Annotated in this window: 12 protein-coding genes; 3 read left to right on the top strand and 9 right to left on the bottom strand. The window is 64.6% G+C overall.

Annotated elements, in window-relative coordinates; genetic code table 11:
* Positions 1–148: 148 nt before the first annotated feature.
* Together BSIN_RS04990 and BSIN_RS04985 are read left to right on the top strand one after the other, a co-directional pair.
* Positions 149–2755: a circularly permuted type 2 ATP-grasp protein gene (locus tag BSIN_RS04990; protein ID WP_173678629.1), complete on the top strand. Its 2607-nt coding sequence runs from the start codon at positions 149–151 to the stop codon at positions 2753–2755.
* A complete protein-coding gene (locus BSIN_RS04985; RefSeq protein WP_173678628.1) occupies positions 2746–3759 on the top strand; it encodes a transglutaminase family protein in 1014 nt (337 codons plus the stop codon). The genes BSIN_RS04990 and BSIN_RS04985 overlap by 10 nt, the downstream gene beginning before the upstream one ends.
* A gap of 255 nt (positions 3760–4014) precedes the next feature.
* Here BSIN_RS04985 and BSIN_RS25150 read toward each other — a convergent pair whose 3' ends face one another.
* The 8 genes from BSIN_RS25150 to BSIN_RS04950 all read right to left on the bottom strand — a co-directional run bounded on the left by BSIN_RS25150 (position 4015) and on the right by BSIN_RS04950 (position 12825).
* A complete protein-coding gene (locus tag BSIN_RS25150; protein ID WP_143757341.1) occupies positions 4015–4563 on the bottom strand; it encodes a hypothetical protein in 549 nt (182 codons plus the stop codon).
* Between the two features lie 691 nt (positions 4564–5254).
* Positions 5255–6322, bottom strand: a complete 1068-nt coding sequence (locus tag BSIN_RS04980; protein WP_089339688.1) for a 2-aminoethylphosphonate aminotransferase — start codon at positions 6320–6322, stop codon at positions 5255–5257.
* Positions 6323–6335: 13 nt separating this feature from the next.
* Complete coding sequence (aepY, locus tag BSIN_RS04975; protein WP_089339687.1) at positions 6336–7649, bottom strand: phosphonopyruvate decarboxylase; 1314 nt, start codon at positions 7647–7649, stop codon at positions 6336–6338.
* The gene (aepX, locus tag BSIN_RS04970; RefSeq protein WP_089339686.1) at positions 7646–9337 is read right to left on the bottom strand and encodes a phosphoenolpyruvate mutase; all 1692 of its coding nucleotides are present in this window, start codon (positions 9335–9337) and stop codon (positions 7646–7648) included. Before aepX ends, aepY begins: the two co-directional genes overlap by 4 nt.
* Positions 9334–10101 carry a phosphocholine cytidylyltransferase family protein gene (locus BSIN_RS04965; RefSeq protein WP_089339685.1) on the bottom strand — a complete coding sequence of 256 codons (768 nt, stop codon included), beginning with the start codon at positions 10099–10101 and terminating at the stop codon, positions 9334–9336. Before BSIN_RS04965 ends, aepX begins: the two co-directional genes overlap by 4 nt.
* A gap of 212 nt (positions 10102–10313) precedes the next feature.
* Entirely contained in the window at positions 10314–11357 is a 1044-nt protein-coding gene (locus BSIN_RS04960; RefSeq protein ID WP_089339684.1) for a lysylphosphatidylglycerol synthase domain-containing protein, read from the bottom strand.
* Positions 11354–12130, bottom strand: a complete 777-nt coding sequence (locus BSIN_RS04955) for a HalD/BesD family halogenase (protein WP_089339683.1) — start codon at positions 12128–12130, stop codon at positions 11354–11356. The genes BSIN_RS04960 and BSIN_RS04955 overlap by 4 nt, the downstream gene beginning before the upstream one ends.
* Positions 12127–12825 carry a CDP-alcohol phosphatidyltransferase family protein gene (locus BSIN_RS04950; RefSeq protein ID WP_089339682.1) on the bottom strand — a complete coding sequence of 233 codons (699 nt, stop codon included), beginning with the start codon at positions 12823–12825 and terminating at the stop codon, positions 12127–12129. The genes BSIN_RS04955 and BSIN_RS04950 overlap by 4 nt, the downstream gene beginning before the upstream one ends.
* A gap of 365 nt (positions 12826–13190) precedes the next feature.
* Between BSIN_RS04950 and scpC the strand changes: the two genes are divergently transcribed.
* A complete protein-coding gene (gene scpC, locus BSIN_RS04945) occupies positions 13191–14705 on the top strand; it encodes a succinyl-CoA:acetate CoA-transferase ScpC (RefSeq protein ID WP_089339681.1) in 1515 nt (504 codons plus the stop codon).
* 70 nt (positions 14706–14775) lie between these two features.
* On the opposite strand, the gene BSIN_RS04940 is transcribed toward scpC, so the two are convergent.
* The gene (locus BSIN_RS04940) at positions 14776–18147 is read right to left on the bottom strand and encodes a 3-keto-5-aminohexanoate cleavage protein (protein WP_089339680.1); all 3372 of its coding nucleotides are present in this window, start codon (positions 18145–18147) and stop codon (positions 14776–14778) included.
* Between the last annotated feature and the right edge of the window lie 5 nt (positions 18148–18152).

Here is an 18152-nt window from a genome sequence, read left to right as displayed (position 1 = left end):
TCCGGCGGCAATGTTAGGATTCGACATCAACGAGCGGCGCGGCCCGCGTGTGGGCCGTCTGCGCCGCGCGGCGATGGCCGGGGCCGCATAGTTCCAAACGAATCGAACCGTGTTTTCCCTTTCCTCCGACGATCTGGCTGCCGACGCGATGCAAACGCTATTCGATACGGGTTCGCAGCAAGACGCGGCCGAATTGGGCGCAGCGCTCGCCGCACCCGCGATCACCGGCCGCTACGACGAATTGCGTGGCGGCGCGGCCGCATTCTCGAGCGCGGCGCTTGCGCCGGCGTGGCGTGCATTCTTCATGCAACTCGGCAGTGCAGGCATCGCCGATCTCGATCGGCGTGCCGATGCGTTGCAGCGCCGGATGCGCGAAAACGGTCTCGTCTATCATCCGCACGAGCGCGCGGCCGGCGGCGGCGCGGTGCGTCCGTGGTTGCTCGATCCGCTGCCGCTGATCATTACGTCAGATGACTGGGCGGCGATCGAGCGCGGTGTGTTGCAGCGCGTGCGTCTGCTCGATGCGATACTTGCCGATATCTACGGAGAACAAACGATTCTGCATCGCGGGCTGCTGCCGCCGTCGCTCGTAACCGGGCATCCCGGCTATCTGCGCGCGATGCGCGGTGCGCGGGCGCCGGGCGGTAGATGGCTGCACGTGGCCGCATTCGATCTCGCGCGCGGGCCGGACGGCGTGTGGCGAATGATGGCGCAGCATACTCAAGGGCCGTCCGGGCTCGGCTATTTGCTCGAGAACAGGCTGATTGTGTCGAGCCTGTTTCCGCGTGCGTTCCGCGGCTTGCGCGTGCAGCGCCTCGCCGCGAGCTATCGCGCACTGTTGCAAAGCATGCAGGCACTCAGCCCGGCGCGCAGGAACTCGCGGATCGTGTTGCTGACGCCCGGCCCGCATGCGGCGACCTATTTCGAACATGCCTATCTCGCGCGCTATCTGGGACTCACGCTTGTCGAGGGCGGTGATTTGACTGCGCGCGACCAGCATGTGTATCTGAAGACGCTGCGCGGACTCGAGCCGGTACACGGGATTTTACGGCGCGTCGACGACGAATGGCTCGACCCGCTCGAATTGCGTCCCGACTCGCTGCTCGGCGTGCCTGGGCTGATGCAGGCGGTGCGTGCGGGCAACGTGTTGCTCGCGAACATGCCGGGCTCGGGTTTTCTCGAATCGCCGGGACTCCTAGGTTTTCTGCCGCGCCTGGCTGAAAGTCTGCTCGGCGAGATTTTATCCTTGCCTGCGGTGCCGTCGTGGTGGTGCGGCGAACAGGCCGCGTGCGAAGAGGCGCTACCGCAACTCGCACGCAGCATCGTCAGGCCGACGTTTCCAGCGAGCGTACAGGCTGGCGGACATTTCGAGCCGGTGATCGGCTCGCGGCTTTCTTCCGCGCAACTTGCCGAGTGGCGCGCGCGGATTGCCGCGCAACCCGCACATTACACCGTCCAGTCCGATCTGCCGCTGTCGCAGGCGCCGACCTGGGCCGCGCGTATGAGCGTCGACGATGGCGGCGCGCGGATCGTGCCGAAGCCGCTGATGCTGCGCGTGTTCGCACTCGCCGACGGCGCGGGTTCGTGGCGCGTGCTGCCGGGCGGGCTGTCGCGCGTCGGTACACGCGACGAATTGTTCAATGCGCCGATGCCGCGTGGCGGCAGCAGTGTCGATACCTGGGTCATGACAGAGGATGCGATCGATCGGACCACTTTGTTGCAAACGCATCTCGGCCCGGATGATCTGCAGGAAGCGCCGCAAACGATCGCGAGCCGTGCGGCCGAGAATCTGTTCTGGCTCGGCCGCTACACCGAGCGCGCGGCGAACCTGACACGGCTGGCGCGCAGCGCGCTCGAGCGGTTGCGCGGCGAGGACGATGTCGAGACGCCCGTGCACCTGCATCTGCTCGACACGCTGTGCCGCGACAACGGTTTGCTCGCTGGTGATGTCCCGCCAGCCGTCGACGATCCGCGAGCGTTCCAGCATGCATTGGCATTGGCATTGACGCCGCGCGCGGATCGCTCATCCGGTATCGCCTCGTGCGTGTTTGGCATGCGCGGCGCCGCGGCGGCGATTCGCGAGCGGTTGTCGCGCGAGCAATGGCGGCTGATCGACGACGCAACGCAACTGTTCGACGAAGGCGGCGAGGACGCCGAGTCCGAGGACCAGATCGGCAACGACGCATTGCAGCGTCTCGAACGTTTGAGCTTGCTGCTGTCGGCGATCACCGGCGCACAGACCGATCACATGACGCGCGACGACGGCTGGCGTTTGCTGTCGATCGGCCGACAGATCGACCGTCTCGAATTTCTATGCGGCGTGCTGACCCGCGCGTTCGAAGATGGCGCGATCCACAAGCATGAAGGTTTCGAGCTTACGCTTGAACTCTTCGACAGCGTCATTACGTTCCGCTCGCGTTTCCAGCGCTGCTTCGACATTGCGCCGCTGTTGTCGCTCGTCGTGCTCGACACCGATAATCCGCGCTCGCTCGCATGGGTCGCACAGCAACTGCGCGGCCGGCTGTCGAAGGTTGAACGCGGCGAAGGCTACGCACTCGCGGTGCTCTCCGAGGGCGTGCCGGATTTATCTCAGTGGTCGCTGCGCGCATTGTGCGAGACGGACGGCGACGGCCGTCACGCGACGCTTGTCGAATGTTTGCAGATATGCGGCAAGGCCACGTGGGAATTGTCGAACCGGATCGGTGAGCGTTATTTCAGTCACGTGCGGGAAGCGGGCAGGTCGCTATGGGGATGAGCACGCCATCGAATGTGAAGGTGGACGCACGCGCGCGCGCGCGCAAGTCGCCTGTCGGCAGGCTGCTGCGCGTGACGCACGATACGCAGTACTGCTATGCGGCGCGTGTCGAATCCGCGCAGCATCAGGCGCGCTTGCGGCCGCTCGATACGCCACGACAGCGTGTGCTCGAGTTTTCGCTCGAAATTGACCCGCGCCCGGAAGGACTGCTCATCGATGTCGACGCGTTTGGCAATGAACGTGCATCGTTCGCGCTGAACCAGCCGCACGAGACGCTGCTGGTGCGCAGTCGCAGCGTCGTGCGGATCACGCCGCCGGTTTGGTCGGCGGGCAAGCGCGGCGAGCCGCCGCCTGCTATCGCCGCGCCGCGGGACGGCCACGCCAGCGCATGGGAGGCGGTGCGCGAGCGGCTGACATATCGCGCCGGACGGCCATACGATCCGGCGACCGAATTCGTGTTTTCGTCGCCGCATGTCACTTGCGATCCGGCGCTGGCTGCCTATGCGTCGGCGAGTTTTACCCCATGCCGCCCGCTCGTGCAGGCGGCATGGGAACTGATGCGACGCATTCACGCGGATTTCGCGTATATGCCGAACAGTACGGATGTGAACACGACCGCGCTCGATGCGCTCGCGCTACGCAAGGGCGTATGCCAGGACTTCGCGCACGTGATGATCGGCGCGTTACGCTCGCTGGGGCTCGCGGCGCGCTATGTGAGCGGCTATCTGCTGACGCAGCCGCCGCCGGGACAGCCGCGGCTGATTGGCGCGGATGCGTCGCACGCTTGGGTGGAGGTCTACGATCCGGCGTGGCCGGAGGACGGCGGCTGGCTGCAACTCGATCCGACCAACGATCGCGCGCCGGGCGACGATTACGTGATGCTGTCGATCGGGCGGGATTATGCGGACGTGACGCCGTTGCGCGGGGTGATTCGCGGGGGCGGGGCGGATCAGGTGTTGACGGTGGGGGTGACGGTGGAGCCGATGGGCGATAGGCGTTTGTGATTGATCGTGCGTATCGGGCCGTCAAAGTGAAACATGTCGTAGCGGCCGGACTGGGGAGCGCGATGCCGAATTTTGCATTCGAGCACGACAGAACAGTTCACACTCGGTTCGAGAATACGCCCTAGCATAAAGCCGATCGGAGAGGGGGTGACGAGCATATTTACTTATGACCCATCGCTTTCATGATAGGGCGCAGAAATAAAAATTTCCTGAAATGACAATTAATTCAATAAATCTTGTTTTTCTGACGTCGGTTTAATTTGTTGAACCGCTCAGGAGCCATTGGGTGAAGTCCTGTGTGGTCGCAATAAATTTACTGTGATCCACGGAAACACTGCCAGCAGGGTTGTTGGAATTATGGTCATTTTTATATGCTGTCGGCAGGAGAAGGCCGCCGTTAGTAGTGGTGATGCACGCTGTTGTGCTTTTCCCTTGGGCGGATCCCCAATTATAGGCGTTGCCGGTAAGGGGGGTCTCAGTCACCCATGTAAAAGCAGTGGTTCCAGGGTACGTCTCCAGAGTGACTGGGGCGTCTGGTGTTTGCGGGTTGTAATTAATGAAATTTCCGCTACTGACAATGCCGTCTGTAGAGTCGTAGTTGAAATCGCCATCCTGGAGGAAAATATAGAATTGACCCGTGCTCGGAAGCGGCAGGAAGTACCAGTACAGAGTTGCTTGCGAATCGTTGATGGATGTGACGACAATTTGATTGTTTTTTGAGGCGATGACGTAGTTTTGGGAGTTATTTACCTGGATTTGGTATTTGAAACCAGGAATGTCGCGAACGCCGGTATGGATAGACATAAAAATCCCTTTGAGTGAGAGATGGTTCGTTTATGGGGAGGAAAATTTTTCAATATTTTCGATAATGATTGAAATTAATGAAAAATGGAGTAATGAATTCTGGTCAATCCCCGGTTGTAGATTAAATGATTGAGTTATTTTTTTGCACTACCTAAATGTGGGAGGTATGTGAGGTGATTGTGTGTTGATTTATTTTTAATTTTTTAAATAATTTGTGAATTTTTTATTTAGGAGAAATTTTGTGGAAATTGTCGATGTCGTTGGATAATTATTTTATAATGATATGTGACGCATAAACATTCGTGCTGATGTTCAAAAAAATCGTGAAAGACGGGCGAATTAGTTTTGCATTGATCTCTCAGTATTCTCTTTGCCTCGACAACAAAGATTTCCATGCTGTTCTTGATTTTATCGTCTGTACTGCACAATCAATCTGCTACGTCGGGATTCGGACGTAGCGGCTTCGTCAATAAAGTTCGGTTCTGTTTGAAAGAAACGACGCCGTTTACCATCCCTATCGATCTTCCCGCAATTCGTATTGTTAGATCCTGTCTGCTTGTTTTCCAAGCGAACCGGTGATGTAGGGGATCGCTGATTCAAATCTATCCGAAACGCGACGGCCGCCTTGTGGCGGCCGTCCGTGGTGCGTGCCACCGGGCTGTGCCGGCGCGTCGGCGTATCGGTGAGGGCGTCAGCGCGTGAGCGCCGTAAAGCCGTCGAGCAACCGATCGATGTCCGCCGGCTCGATCGCGCCCATCGTCGAGACCCGGAACAGCGCGTTCGACAAGCCGCCCTGGCCCGCATAAATCACGAAGCCGCGTGCCTTGAGCCCGTCATGCAGCGCGTCATACGTGACACCCGTAGGCAAGTGGTATGCGCGCAGCACGACCGACGACGCGCCCGGCGGCAGCACGAGCGGCATGGCGCGCGCGGCGAGCCCGGCGCTGACTTGCTCCGCGAGCGCGGCATAGCGTGCATGACGCGCTCGCCAGCCGCCCGCTTCGTCGAACTCGCGCAACGCCTCGACGAGCGCGTAGTACGCATGCACGGATGGCGTGAATGGCGTGTTGCGTGCTTCCTGCAGCCGTGCGAGCCGGCCGAGATCGAGGTAGTACGTGCGGCTCGCGGCGCGCGCGAGCGCTTGCTTGCTGACTATCACGAATGCCGCACCGGGGACGCCGTGCAGGCATTTGTTCGCGGTTGCGGCGACCGCGTCGATGTCGCCGCCCGTGAAGTTGATCGCTTCCGCGCCGAAGCTGCTGACGCCATCGACGAGCAGCCGCACGCCGCGCGGCCGGCACAGGGCGGCGAGCGCGTCCAGATCGTTGAGCCGTCCCGTGGTGGTTTCGTGATGAACCACCGCGACATGCGTGATCCTGCGGTCCGCGTCGAGTGCTGCGCTCACGCGCTCGAGATCGGGCGCCTGCATCCAGTCATGCTCGACGGTGTCATGCGCGATCCCGTATTGCGCGGCGATCTGCTTGATCCGGCCTCCGTACACGCCGTTTTCGATCACGAGCAGCTTGCCGTTTTCGGGAACGAGCGCGGCCACCATGCTTTCCACGGCGGCCGTGCCGGAGCCGGTCATCAGCACGGCCGACCACTCGGCCGCATCGAGCCCATACGCGGAGACGAGCCGCGCGCGCGCCTCGTCTTGCAGATCGAAAAATTCGCTTTCACGATGGCATAGATCCGGCTGCAACAGGCTATTGCGCACACGCTCGCTGAGCGTCACGGGGCCGGGGTTCAGCAGAAGCATTGGGTTCTCCTGATCAGGCATGCGTTGCGCCAATGTGGCGCATCAGTCGCGTTTTGACTTCGACAGGGGTGACGCTCGGGCGAGGCAAACCGTCGGGCACGCCGGCGCGGATCTTCACGCAGGCGAAGTGCGCGCCGCCGTCTTGCACATCGGCGCGCGCGCCCATGCGGGCGGCATCCAGTGCTGCGCCGAGCACGTCCAGCGCGCCGTCGCCGTCGAGTGCCGACGCGTATCCGCACGCCGCCGCGATGCCGGCGAACGACAGATACGGCGATACCGTCGCCTGGCCGCCCGTCGATTCGTGCGCGCCGTTGTCGAGCAGCAGATGGACGAGGTTCGACGGACCATACGCGCCGAGCGTTGCGAACGCGCCCATGCGCATCAGCGCGGCACCGTCGCCGTCGATCGCCACGACCTTCAGATCCGGCCGCGCGAGCGCGAGGCCGAGCGCAAACGGCGTCACGCAGCCCATCGAGCCGACCATGTAGAGCTGGTTCGGACGATCGTCGAGCGCGTACAACTCGCGGCCGCAGTAGCCCGTCGAGGCGAGCACGACCGTCGATTCGACCGGCGTGCGCGTGACGATGTGCGCGAGCGCGTCGTGGCGGGTGGGCGGCGCGTGGTTCGCGGTGGCATCGGGGCGGGGTGCGCTGCCTGGAACGTTCACGGCGGCGGCGTTCGGCGTGCGGTCCGAAACACTCGCGGTGCCGGCGTCGGCCATGCCCCGCGCAACGTCCGCCGAAACGTCCGCGCTGTCCGCGTCAGACGCAACCTGCGGCGCAACATGTGCGCGTCGCGCGGGCATCGCCGCGCGCTCGAGCTTGTATGGCGCGACGCTGCCTTTCTGCATCACCAGCGCGTAAGGGCGGCCCGTCGCATCCATATGCGCGATCGCGCGGTCGAGCGCCGGGCCAATGGCATCGGCTTCGGTCGGGAACGTCTCCCACGGAATGTCCATCGTGTCGAGCATCGCGGGCGTGATCGGCCCCATCAGCGCGTGCTGCGGCTCATCGGGCACACCGGGCTGGCCGCGCCACGTGACGATCAACAATTGCGGCAGCCGGAACGTCCATGTCAATGACGTGAGGGGGCTCACCGCGTTGCCGAGCCCCGAGTTCTGCATCATCGCGATACCGCGCCGGCCGCCAAGCGTCGCGCCGGCGACGAGCGCCACGGCGTCGCCTTCGTTGGCCGCCGACACGTAATGCAGCGCCGGGTCTTGCAGCACGTAATTGATGAACGGCGTGAGATACGAGCAGGGCACGCCCGCGTACCAGTCGAAGCCGCGCGCGCGTGCCGCTTCGACGAATTGCGCGGCTTCGATCATCGCGCGCCTCCGCTGCCCGCATCCTGCTCCGCGTATGGCGTCTGGCCGTGCGCGAAGTCGCCGGCGCGGCGGAAATCGTCGAGGTCGTTGACGCCGCGCCAATGGCCGTGCACGTACTGCACTTCGATTTGTTCGCCGGCGTCGATCAGCGCATTCAGCAGCGCGGGCAAATCGAGAGAATTGAAATCGGCGCGCGCCTTCAGCGTATCGAGCATCGCGTTCAGCCGTGCGACGCCCGCGCCGCGCACGTTCATGAGACCGACCCAGCGGCCGTGCGGCTCGCCTTCGTCATGAACGTCGCTCGATACGCGCCGCAGATAAACCTTCTGCCCGAACAGCCCGCGGTCGTCGGCGCTCGAACAGAATGCGAAATCGTGCACGCTCTGGTTCGACGGCTGGGTCTGCGACGAATCGATGACGACGCTGAACTGCGCATCGCTTTGCGCAAGGTCGCGCAGGATGTAGCTGCGGAACAGCAGATCGCCATACGAGATCACGGTGTCGCCGGTGAGGTGCTCGGCCGCGCACGCGAGCGATGCGAGTTCGCCCGTCTGCGCGTGCCGCTCGTTGACGACGAGCTTGATGCCCGACGTGTCGATCGCGTCGGCGCGATAGCCGCCGACCACCGTGATATCGTTGACGCCTTGCTTCTTGAAGCCATCGACGAGCCAGCGCAACAGCGGCTTGCCGGCCACCGGCAGCATCACCTTGGGCTTGTCCTCGGTGACGGCCTCGAGCCCCTTGCCGCGGCTCGCTGCGAGCACGATCGCCGCGTTCGACGCGCGCGAACTCGACGACAGGTAGATCCGCTCGGCGGCCGAGTATTCGGCGGCGTCCTGCAGCCGGAAAATTTCGTTGACGCTCGCGACGCGCTCCTCGACGTTGACCAGCGTCTGGCTTTCGTGGATCTCGCGCGCGACGGCCTGCATCGCCGACGCGGCCGCGCGGATCAGATGGTTCGCCCAGATCACGGTGCTGATGCCCGCCTGGCGGAACACGTCGGTCGGCGTGCTGTAGTACTTGGTCGGCACGATCACGAGCGGCGCGCGGCCGCTCCATTCGCGCGCGAACTGCAGGATTTCGTCGGGGCGCGACAGCTTGCTGTGAATCAGGACCGCATCGGCGCCCGCTTCGGCATAGGCGTTCGCGCGGCGCAGCGCCTCGTCCATCCCCCAGCCGGCGATCAGCGCCTCGACGCGCGCGACGATCGAGAAATCCGGATCGCTCTGCGAATCCTTGCCGGCCTTGATCTTGCCGCAGAACTCGTCGATCTCGGCGAGCGGCTGGCGCTCGCCGTCGATGAAGCTGTTGGTCTTCGGAAACTGCTTGTCTTCGATGCACACGCCGGCGATGCCGCGCTGCTCGAGCTTCTTCACGAGCCGGCGCACGTTGTTGAAGTTGCCGTAGCCGGTGTCGCCGTCGAGCAGGATCGGCAGATCGCTCGCGTCGGCCATGAATTCGAGCACGTCGACGACCTGCGTCCAGCTTGCTTCGTTGTTGTCGCGCACGCCGAACTGCGCGGAGATCGCGAGGCCCGACGCCCAGATTCCCTTGAAGCCGGCCTCGCGAACGATCCGCGCGGACAGCCCGTTATGCGCTTCCATCAGGAATTCGAGTTCGCTGCTCACGAGCATGCGGCGCAGCCGTGCGCTGCGCGATTCGGTGAAATTCGGTTCTCGTGCGTTCATCGTGTGGCCCCGATCGTGCGTTGTTGAATGTGTGGCAGAACTTCATCGCGCGCGCGCGCGACATCGCCGGGAAAATCGATTTCGATCCACGGCGCGCCCGTCACGTCGGCGATGTCGAACGGGCGGCCGCCTTCGAGCAGTAGATCCCGTACCGCTTCCTCGTGCGGCAGGTTCGCGCGGCCGGTATCGACATAGCCGGCGACAATTTCGGTGAGCCGCCGCGCGGTGTCCTCGCGAAAGCGGAAGAAGCCGACCGATTCGCCGATCGTGTCATAGTCGAGCCCCGCCGCGACCTGCTTGCGCAATTCGACCGGCACGCCGTTTTTCACGCACAGCTTGACGGGCTCGTCGCCCGTTTCGAAGTCGCGGTCGATCAGCAGGCGATCGATCGAGCGCGACGGCTCGGCGACAAGCGCGTGCAGGATGCTGTCGTCGTACAGCACGTCGGCGTCCATCAGCAGCACGTCACCGCCGCGCGTGAGCGCGTCGGCGGCCGTGTGGACGGTGAGCACGCTGCCGAGGTCGTAGCGCGGGTTCAGCACGATCTCGGCTTTGCGGTTCAGGCGCGCAAGCTCGGCTTCGACCTTCTCCGACTGGAAGCCGAGCGCGAGCACGATTTCGTCGACGCCCGCCGCGTCGAGCACGCGCAGGTGCCGCTCCAGCAGCGACATGTCGTGAAAGCGCAGCAAACACTTCGGAAATTGCGCCTCGGGAGGCTGCTGCAGGCGCAGGCCGAGGCCTGCCGCAAGAATGATCGCTCGCATGAGTTCTCCACGCAAAAGAGCCGACTGTCGCGTCGCCGGATCAGTCGGCAATGGGTGGCGGCGTATCGCTGCCACCGGGTTTCCACTGAAATTCAATCATGTCCGCTTGCCGCTCGCTTGCCGCTTTTTCCCCGAGGGGGCGTTCGGCGCGCGAGAAGGCTGGGCGGCGAGTTCGAGGCGGTCCTCGGCGCTTGCCGAAATTCCCGCCGCGCTTACTCCGTTCGCTGCCCTCCGAGAGAGGGGGGCACCAGGCCCGGCGTGGCCCGCCGGCGCTCGCTGAAGTGCAAGTACAGAATGCCCGGCAGGCCGAGCGCAAGCTCGCGCGCGCGCTTGGCGAGCGACAGCGCGAGCGCTGCGTCGGGCGGCAGCCCGACGAGCGGCGCCAGCAGCAGATAGCCGCCTTCCTGAGCGCCGAGCGAGCCGGGAATCGCGAACGCCGCGCCGCGGATCGCCTGGCCGACGCTCTCGAGCAGCAGCGCGTCGAGCCAGCTCACCGGATGCCCGAGAAAATGCAGCGCGAGCCACACTTCGGCCGTGCCGACGATCCAGCCGACGAGGCTCAGCGCGAACGTCGCGGCCACCTTGCCGCGCTCGCGGTAAAGCCGGCCGACCGCCTCGTCGATCGCGTCCGCCCGCGTCTCGAGCGACGACCAGTCGCGCGGGCCGAGTTTCGAGACGAAACGCAGCCCGCGCCCGAACAGGCCGCGCTGCTGCACGAAATAGAAAAGCCCCGCGAGCACGCCGAGCACGGCCGTCGCGATCAGCGCGGGCGTGCGCAACTGGGCGGCGGCTGCGTGCGTCGCGCCGACGCTGAATGCCGCGATGCCGGCGAGCGCGAACACGATCTGCGCGAGCGCCTGCATCGTCGTGCTGACGGTGATCGCGGCGGCCGCGTCCGCGAGCCGCATGCCGCGCTTGGCGAGATGGCGGACCATCAGCACCGGGCCGCCGATCTGCCCGGCGGGCAACAGGCTGTTGACCGATTCGCCTACCCAGCGTGCGCGCAGCGCGTCGCCGAACGTGCGGCCCGCCGCGCCGCGCGCTGTCCTGCCATGCGCGGCCGGGTCCGGGCCGAACATCACCGCGATCGCGGCCGCGTCGACGACGAGCGGCACGAGATGAAACGCGGCGACGAGCGCGAGGCCCCAGCCGGCCGCTGCAAGCGTCGCCGCAACCGCGCCGAGGCCTTGCCACGCGAGCAGGGCGACGAAGAGCGCCGTGCCGAGCGTCAGTAAAATCGTGCCGGTGCGCGTCATGACCCCGACGGGCGGCGCGCGGCCGATTGCTTGAATACCTGGCGAAAGCCGAAATACGCGATGGCGTCCTTCATGTTCGACACGAAGCGCTTCCACGGCCGCATGCCCGGATCGGTCACGTACTCGAACGTCAGCGACACGCGGAATTCGTTGGCGGCGACGGGCGTGACGCGATGGCGCAGCTTGTCGCCGTCGAAGAACACGATGCCGCCGTGCGCGATCTGCACCGAGCCGGGCTCGTCGGGCACGTCCGGGTTGCGCGTGTGCAGCTCGTAATCGAGCCGCGCCGACGAATCGTCGATCACGCCGAACAGCAGCGTATAGCGGCGGCCATCGTAGTAAGACGTGTCGTAGTGCCAGCCAATGTGATCGCCTGCGCGCGTGTAGTAATAGAGCGCATAGGCATGCGGATCGTCGCCGGGCGACGGCAGCAGCTTGTCGCCCGTCAGCGATTCGAGGAAGCCGACGAGTGCCTTCGAGCGGTACAGCTCGGCGATCAGCGGCGCCTGCGCATCGATCGTATGGCGGCTTACGCTGCCGCCTTGCTTGTGCCCCGGCAGATAGTTGCGATTGATCGCGGGCACGAGCGCGCGCGCGGCATCGGCGATTTGCCCGGCGAGATCCTTCGGCAGGAAGTCGTCGAGATACAGGAACGCGCCCTGGCGAGCGAATTCGCGTGCCAGGTGCGCGCCGTCGAGCGCGCGCACGCGCGCGGCGACAGCATCATCGACGTTGCCGGCGCGTGCCGGCGCTGCTTCGATGTCGGTGGTCATTTGGTGGGCTGGATTTCGGTTGGATTGGGCGCGTGCGCGGCTGCGGCCGTGCCGCCGCGCTTCACAATCCGCCAGTAATCGATCGCGACCCATGCGGCGAACAGCGGTGCGCCGATCGATGCGGCCAGGATGAACGATTCGACACCGTCGAGCAGGGTGACGATCGGCAGCAGATACAACACGTCCTCGGTCTCGAAACCGCCGACGAACGCCTGCTTCGTGCCCGCCTTGCCGGCGAACGATTCGATCCGCATCCGCAGGAAGAATATCAGCGCGACGGCCGCGCCGGCGAGCGCGCCGAGCAGCACGGGCGACGCCGCCATCTGGCCGCCCGCCGCGACGATGCCGACGCCCATCGACACGAACAGCGCGATCGTGACGAGCGCGTCGCTCGCGAGATCGTAGAAATGGCCGAGCTTGCTCGACTGGCCGCTGATGCGCGCGAGTTCGCCGTCGGTGTGATCGACGAAATTCGACAGCACGATCAGAAACGCGCCCGCATTGCCCCAGCCGTAGCCGGGCTGCGCGAGGCACCATGCGCCGGCCGCGCCGATCAGCAAACGCAGCGTGGTCAGATGATTGGGCGTGATCGCGGTGCCGACGAGCGGCGTGACGAGCCGACGTGCGAGCCGGGCGTCCCAAGTGCGGGGCGGCGGACTCTCAACGGGCGGAGTGTCGGATTTTCTCGGGTCCATCGGCGAAATATATACGGATTTGTAATTTATTGCTTTTTGATGACGCAGCGGCACGATTGCAAATCGTTTTGAAGGTAAATCGTAATATTTTACGCGAATCCGAACCGTAGCCGATTCGATTCGAACATCGTGATGTGCGCGTATCGCCCACGATGAAAATTTGATGTCAGACAAATACCTGCCGAATCCTGTAAGTCAGTTTTTCATCCGGCCGACACTATAGCCGGCCGGCGCTCTGCGATACTGCGTCGCACCGTGTCCCGGCCGCCTGTTCGACGCATGCCGGCCAACGGCGCGCATCGCTTCGCAGACGCCTGTGCGGTGCTTGCGCCGCCAGATTCAATACAACCTTTCGACACTCTGCCATGCCCACTTCTCGCATCCTCGCCCCCAGCCTGCGCGCCGTCGTTCGTTCCGCGGACGAAGCCGCGGCGATGATCGGCCCGAACATGACCGTTGCGATGAGCGGCTTCACCGGCTCCGGATATCCGAAGGCGGTGCCGGCCGCGCTCGCCGCACGCATTGCCGCCGCGCACGCGCGCGGCGAGGACTTTCGGATCAACGTGCTGACGGGTGCGTCGACCGCGCCGGAACTCGATGGCGCGCTCGCGAAGGCGAACGGCATTTCGATGCGCCTGCCGTATCAGTCCGATCCGACGCTGCGCGAGAAGATCAACGCGGGCGAACTCGACTATCTGGACATTCATCTGAGCCATGTCGCGCAATACGCGTGGTTCGGCCTGTTCGGCGAACTGGACGTCGCGATCGTCGAAGTCGCGGGCGTTCGCGAGGACGGCCGGCTGATTCCGTCGGCATCGGTCGGCAACAACAAGACGTGGCTCGATCGCGCAAAGCGCGTGATCCTCGAAGTGAACGCGCGCCAACCGATCGGCCTCGACGGGATGCACGATATTTATTACGGCACCGCGCTGCCGCCGCATCGCAAGCCGATTCCGCTGGTGGCGGCCGACGACCGGATCGGCGAGCCGTATCTGCGTTGCGCGCCCGAGAAGATCGTCGCGATCGTCGAGACCGAGGCGCCCGATCGCAGCAATGCGTTCACCCCGCCCGACGCGACATCGAAGCAGATCGCCGGGCTTTTGATCGACTTCCTGCGCCACGAGGTCAAGCGCGGCCGGCTGCCGGCGGATCTGCTGCCGCTGCAATCGGGCGTCGGCAACATCACGAACGCGGTGCTGGCCGGGCTGGGCGACGGCGGTTTCTCGAACCTGACCGCGTTCACCGAGGTGATCCAGGACGGCATGCTCGATCTGCTCGCGAGCGGCACGCTGCGCTTTGCATCGGCCACGGCGCTGTCGCTGAGCCCCGACGCGACGCAGCGCTTTGCCGACGAGATCGACGCATTGCGCTCGAAGATCGTGCTGCGGCCGCAGGAGATCAGCAACCATCCCGAGCTGGTGCGGCGCCTGGGCTGCATTGCGATGAACGGAATGATCGAGGCCGACATCTACGGCAACGTCAACTCGACACACGTGATGGGCACGAAGATCCAGAACGGAATCGGCGGCTCGGGCGATTTCGCGCGCAACGGCTATCTATCGTGCTTCATGTCGGCGAGTACCGCGAAGGGCGGGGCGATTTCCCGGATCGTGCCGATCGCGAGCCACGTCGATCATACCGAGCACGATGTCGCGGTGGTCGTCACGGAGCAAGGGCTGGCGGATCTGCGTGGGCTGTCGCCGAAGCAGCGCGCGCGCACGATCATCGCGAACTGCGCGCATCCGGACTATCGGCCGATGCTTGATGACTATTTCGAGCGGGCAAGCCGCGAAAGCTTCGGCAAGCACACGCCGCATCTGTTGTCTGAGGCGCTGTCGTGGCACGAGCGATATGTGCGCACGGGGTCGATGAAGCCGTGATGCGACGCTGACAAGCGAACGAAAGCCAGCGCGCCGGCGCTTGTTGCTTGCGCCGGCGCGCCGGATCGCGTTACGCCAGCGCTCGCCGTGCCGTTTGATTCGCACTGCGAACCTGGTACGCGGCCATCGGCGGCCGTAACGTGCCCAGGATTTCGCGCGCGCCGGCGTCGGCAGGCGCGTCATGGAAGCGCGCGATCCACTGACGCAACCAAAGCGGGCTTGCCGCCAGATAACGGCGGATCGAATGGCCGTCGTTGAGCCGTGCCTGGTCGTCGAGCAGGAACACGCCCGTCAGCCGCGCGACGCTCTTGCCTTGAGCGCCTTCTTCCCAGACCGGTGTTGCGTGCTCGTAACGGTAGTCGGCCGGTTGCACGCGCGCAAGGCAATGCTGCAGCACGTCCGCGTGCTCGCCGGGTTCGATCACGTAATGACGGCTCGTGGTGCCGGCGAGGCTGCGCACGTCGTTGAAGGCGGTCACGTCGACGACCGACGTGCCGAGCCAGTCCAGGCGGATGTCCGCGGCCGAGCCGAACGAGACGAGCAGCGCGCGGTCGAAGAACGCCCGCAGTTCGTCGGCCGTGAGACCGAGCCGCTCGCCGTCACGGCATGCTTGGATGTCGAGCTGCTGCGCGGTGGCGATTCCGGAGCTGTGCGCAAAGCATTTGAGGAGCGGCAGCCGCGCGATCTGCTCGGTCCCGATGCGCTGCGCGCGCGTGCCGTCCTCATACAGCGGGAAACCGGCGGCGTCGCGGCGCACGAATTGCCGGTCGGTATAAGCGAGCTTGGCGGGCTGATCGACGAGGCGCGGCAGGATCAAGCGTTCGTAGATGAGCTGCGACTCCTGACTGAAGTAGTTGCCGGTCGAATCGGCGTTCAGCGCGAAGCGATTGTGCAGCATGCTGGCCTCGATCACCGTTTCGCCGTCGTCGCGGCGTCCCGAATGCGTGATCGCGAGCACGCGCAGCGGCGCGCGCGTGGACGAGCACAACATCGGATCGGCGGCGATCTGTGCAACGAAGCCATGAAACAGTTGCGCCATTCCGTTCGATAGTTTGAGACCGAGCGGATAGTTCGTGGCCGGCGTGCTGGGCAGTACGATCCAGTCGACTCGATCGAGCGTGGCGAGTACGTCGTCCGGCGCGATGTCGCGGCGCTCGGGCGGCTCGCCCGCTGCACCTGACGCCTCCAGCACAGTCCAGACCGGGCCGTTCGCCTTGAGCGGAGCATTCGAGCGGTTGCGCAGCTCGAGCGTGAGTTCGCGCAGCGCGTGATAGAGCAGCGCCATCGTCGCGCTGTAGCGCGGGCTCTGGCGCAGGCTGAGATTGACCACGTCACTGTAGTCGCTGTTGTATCGGCAAGGAATCCCGACTAGATATTCGAGGCAACGCAGCGGCAGCGGCTTGAATTGATCGACGCGCACGCTGTAGCTCGCATTGTCGTGCGTGACGGTTTCGCCCACGCGGGCGTAGTCGGCGAGTGCGCGGTCGTATGCGTCGATCGAGTGGCCGCGCGGCGTGAGCAGCTCGCGTGCGAAATTCAGCGCCTGCGGAATCTGGATGTAGCGGGCGCTTAGATACTCGTGGTCCTCGTAGCGGTCGAGCTCTTCGACGAACGAACGAACCGTGACGCCGAAGCTGCGCGCGGCCGCAAGCACGTACTCGGCGAGCGCGGCGGGATCGGCCGGTTGCGATTCGGCGTGTGCTACGAGGTGTTGCGCGAGCCGGTCTTCGATTTGGCGGTATGCCTCCACGACAGGCTGCAGCGCGCCGAGAATCGAATTGGCCGACACGAGATGTTCGTCGGACGGGTGATTCGCGAGCGCCGCCTCGGCCTGCCGAAACAGCGCGACGTCGGGGCGCACCATGCCGAGTTTGTCACGCAGCGTTTCGGCATCGTCGATGCCGATGCCCCGGCGTTCAAGTTCGAGCCGCAGCCAGCGGACTTGGTCTCCGGTTCCGTAAGCCTTGCGCACCCCACCGGGCACGCGTGCGTCGAACACATTCAGTGCATCTTCGAGACCGACGCGGATGCCGTCGAGATCGAGTGCGATTGCCACGTCGACGAGGATGGCCTGGAAAGGCCCCGGCAGCAGCAGCGAAATCTTGCACGACGGGAAGCTATTGCGAAGCTTGTCGACGGTGGGCTGCAACTGGGTGGCGGCGAGTTCGACGGCCTTTTGATGCGCATCGTCGCCGCCTGCCTGCAACAACTTGGCGATTGCCTTGCGCGTGGGCACGTCGATCAGCGAATCGTCGCTGGTGTCTCCGCTTACCGGGTCGCGATGATATTGATCGACGGCGGCAACGAGCATGAACAGCACAGGCACGCCTGCGCCGATGAGCGGCGAGCGGTAGAGCGTGATCGAATTCTCGACGATCGTATGGTTGAACACCTCGATCTCGGGCCGCACGCCGACATCCGCGAAGTGCGCGAGTTGATCCGCGAGGAATGCATTCGGGTTGTCGTACCCGCCACCCGCCTGGAAGACCACCGGGCCGGGGCTGAACGACGCCACGTCCGGCGCGAGCTGCGCGTGGCCGTAGCGTTTCAGGTGCGCGCGCCGCAGCGGGCTTTGCGATGCGCGGCGGTCGCCGCGTGCGCTCGTGGACAGATTCAGGATGGCGGACGGTTCCTGGTCGAGCAGCGCGGGCACGATCCGATCGTAGTCGTCGAGCACGATGTGATTGCGCTGCGCGCCGATGCCGATCGGCGCGTTCAGGCCGGGAATCGTCAGTGTTGCCTGATCGTCTGTCGCACGCGTGTGCAGATGAACCACGGCGGCGCCTTCGCGGAGCGCTTCGCGCGACGCGTTGACAATGCCTTCGGCCGTGATCGGCAGATAAGGCGAGCGTGCCTTGCCCGGTTGCCAATAACCGGCGCCGCACCGTTGCCAGCCGCTTTCGAGCAACGAATCGAGCACGGCCGCATTGTCGGCGCGAATCCGCTCGACGAGATCCGGCGGCAGGTAAGCGTGAACGCGATCGTGAGCCCAGGTCAGGTTCCCGTCTTCGGTGACGGTCCAGCCGAACGTCGTGAGTTGAAGGACGATTTGCCGGACCAGTTCGACCGACGGCAAGCGTTCGAGTGTGATGCGTGTGACCAACGGCGGTTGCTTCAGAGCATATGCGGCCGGCTTGCGCCGCCATGTCGTGCCGCTGGGCGCCCAGCCGTTTTGCCGCAAGGCTTCGAGCGCGCTGGACCGTTCTTCGGCGGCGTCGTACTGGGCGACATCGATCGGCGCATCGTAGCCATGCTCGAGCACGATGCCTCCGGCAGGCGCGAGTTCCCAACCATTGGCCTCGAGCGCCTTGATCGTCGCCTCCCGCGCGTCTGCAGGCAGCAGTTCGAGCATCGCATGGGGGATTAACTTCGGCTCCAGCGGGTCGAGATACTTCGGGACAGCGCCGACAGGTGCCGCAGTGATATAGAAAGTCTTGGCCATGATCG

It is taken from the genome of Burkholderia singularis (genome assembly GCF_900176645.1).
In the GTDB taxonomy this organism is placed as follows: domain Bacteria; phylum Pseudomonadota; class Gammaproteobacteria; order Burkholderiales; family Burkholderiaceae; genus Burkholderia; species Burkholderia singularis.
Note: the sequence above shows the minus strand (reverse complement) of the source record. Positions and strands in the feature narration are given on the sequence as shown.

Coding starts and splice junctions, on each gene's coding strand:
- BSIN_RS04990 (WP_173678629.1), top strand. CDS start 149: ATGCAAACGCTATTCGATACGGGTTCGCAGCAAGACGCGGCCGAATTG.
- BSIN_RS04985 (WP_173678628.1), top strand. CDS start 2,746: ATGGGGATGAGCACGCCATCGAATGTGAAGGTGGACGCACGCGCGCGC.
- BSIN_RS25150 (WP_143757341.1), bottom strand. CDS start 4,563: ATGTCTATCCATACCGGCGTTCGCGACATTCCTGGTTTCAAATACCAA.
- BSIN_RS04980 (WP_089339688.1), bottom strand. CDS start 6,322: ATGCTTCTGCTGAACCCCGGCCCCGTGACGCTCAGCGAGCGTGTGCGC.
- aepY (WP_089339687.1), bottom strand. CDS start 7,649: ATGATCGAAGCCGCGCAATTCGTCGAAGCGGCACGCGCGCGCGGCTTC.
- aepX (WP_089339686.1), bottom strand. CDS start 9,337: ATGAACGCACGAGAACCGAATTTCACCGAATCGCGCAGCGCACGGCTG.
- BSIN_RS04965 (WP_089339685.1), bottom strand. CDS start 10,101: ATGCGAGCGATCATTCTTGCGGCAGGCCTCGGCCTGCGCCTGCAGCAG.
- BSIN_RS04960 (WP_089339684.1), bottom strand. CDS start 11,357: ATGACGCGCACCGGCACGATTTTACTGACGCTCGGCACGGCGCTCTTC.
- BSIN_RS04955 (WP_089339683.1), bottom strand. CDS start 12,130: ATGACCACCGACATCGAAGCAGCGCCGGCACGCGCCGGCAACGTCGAT.
- BSIN_RS04950 (WP_089339682.1), bottom strand. CDS start 12,825: ATGGACCCGAGAAAATCCGACACTCCGCCCGTTGAGAGTCCGCCGCCC.
- scpC (WP_089339681.1), top strand. CDS start 13,191: ATGCCCACTTCTCGCATCCTCGCCCCCAGCCTGCGCGCCGTCGTTCGT.
- BSIN_RS04940 (WP_089339680.1), bottom strand. CDS start 18,147: ATGGCCAAGACTTTCTATATCACTGCGGCACCTGTCGGCGCTGTCCCG.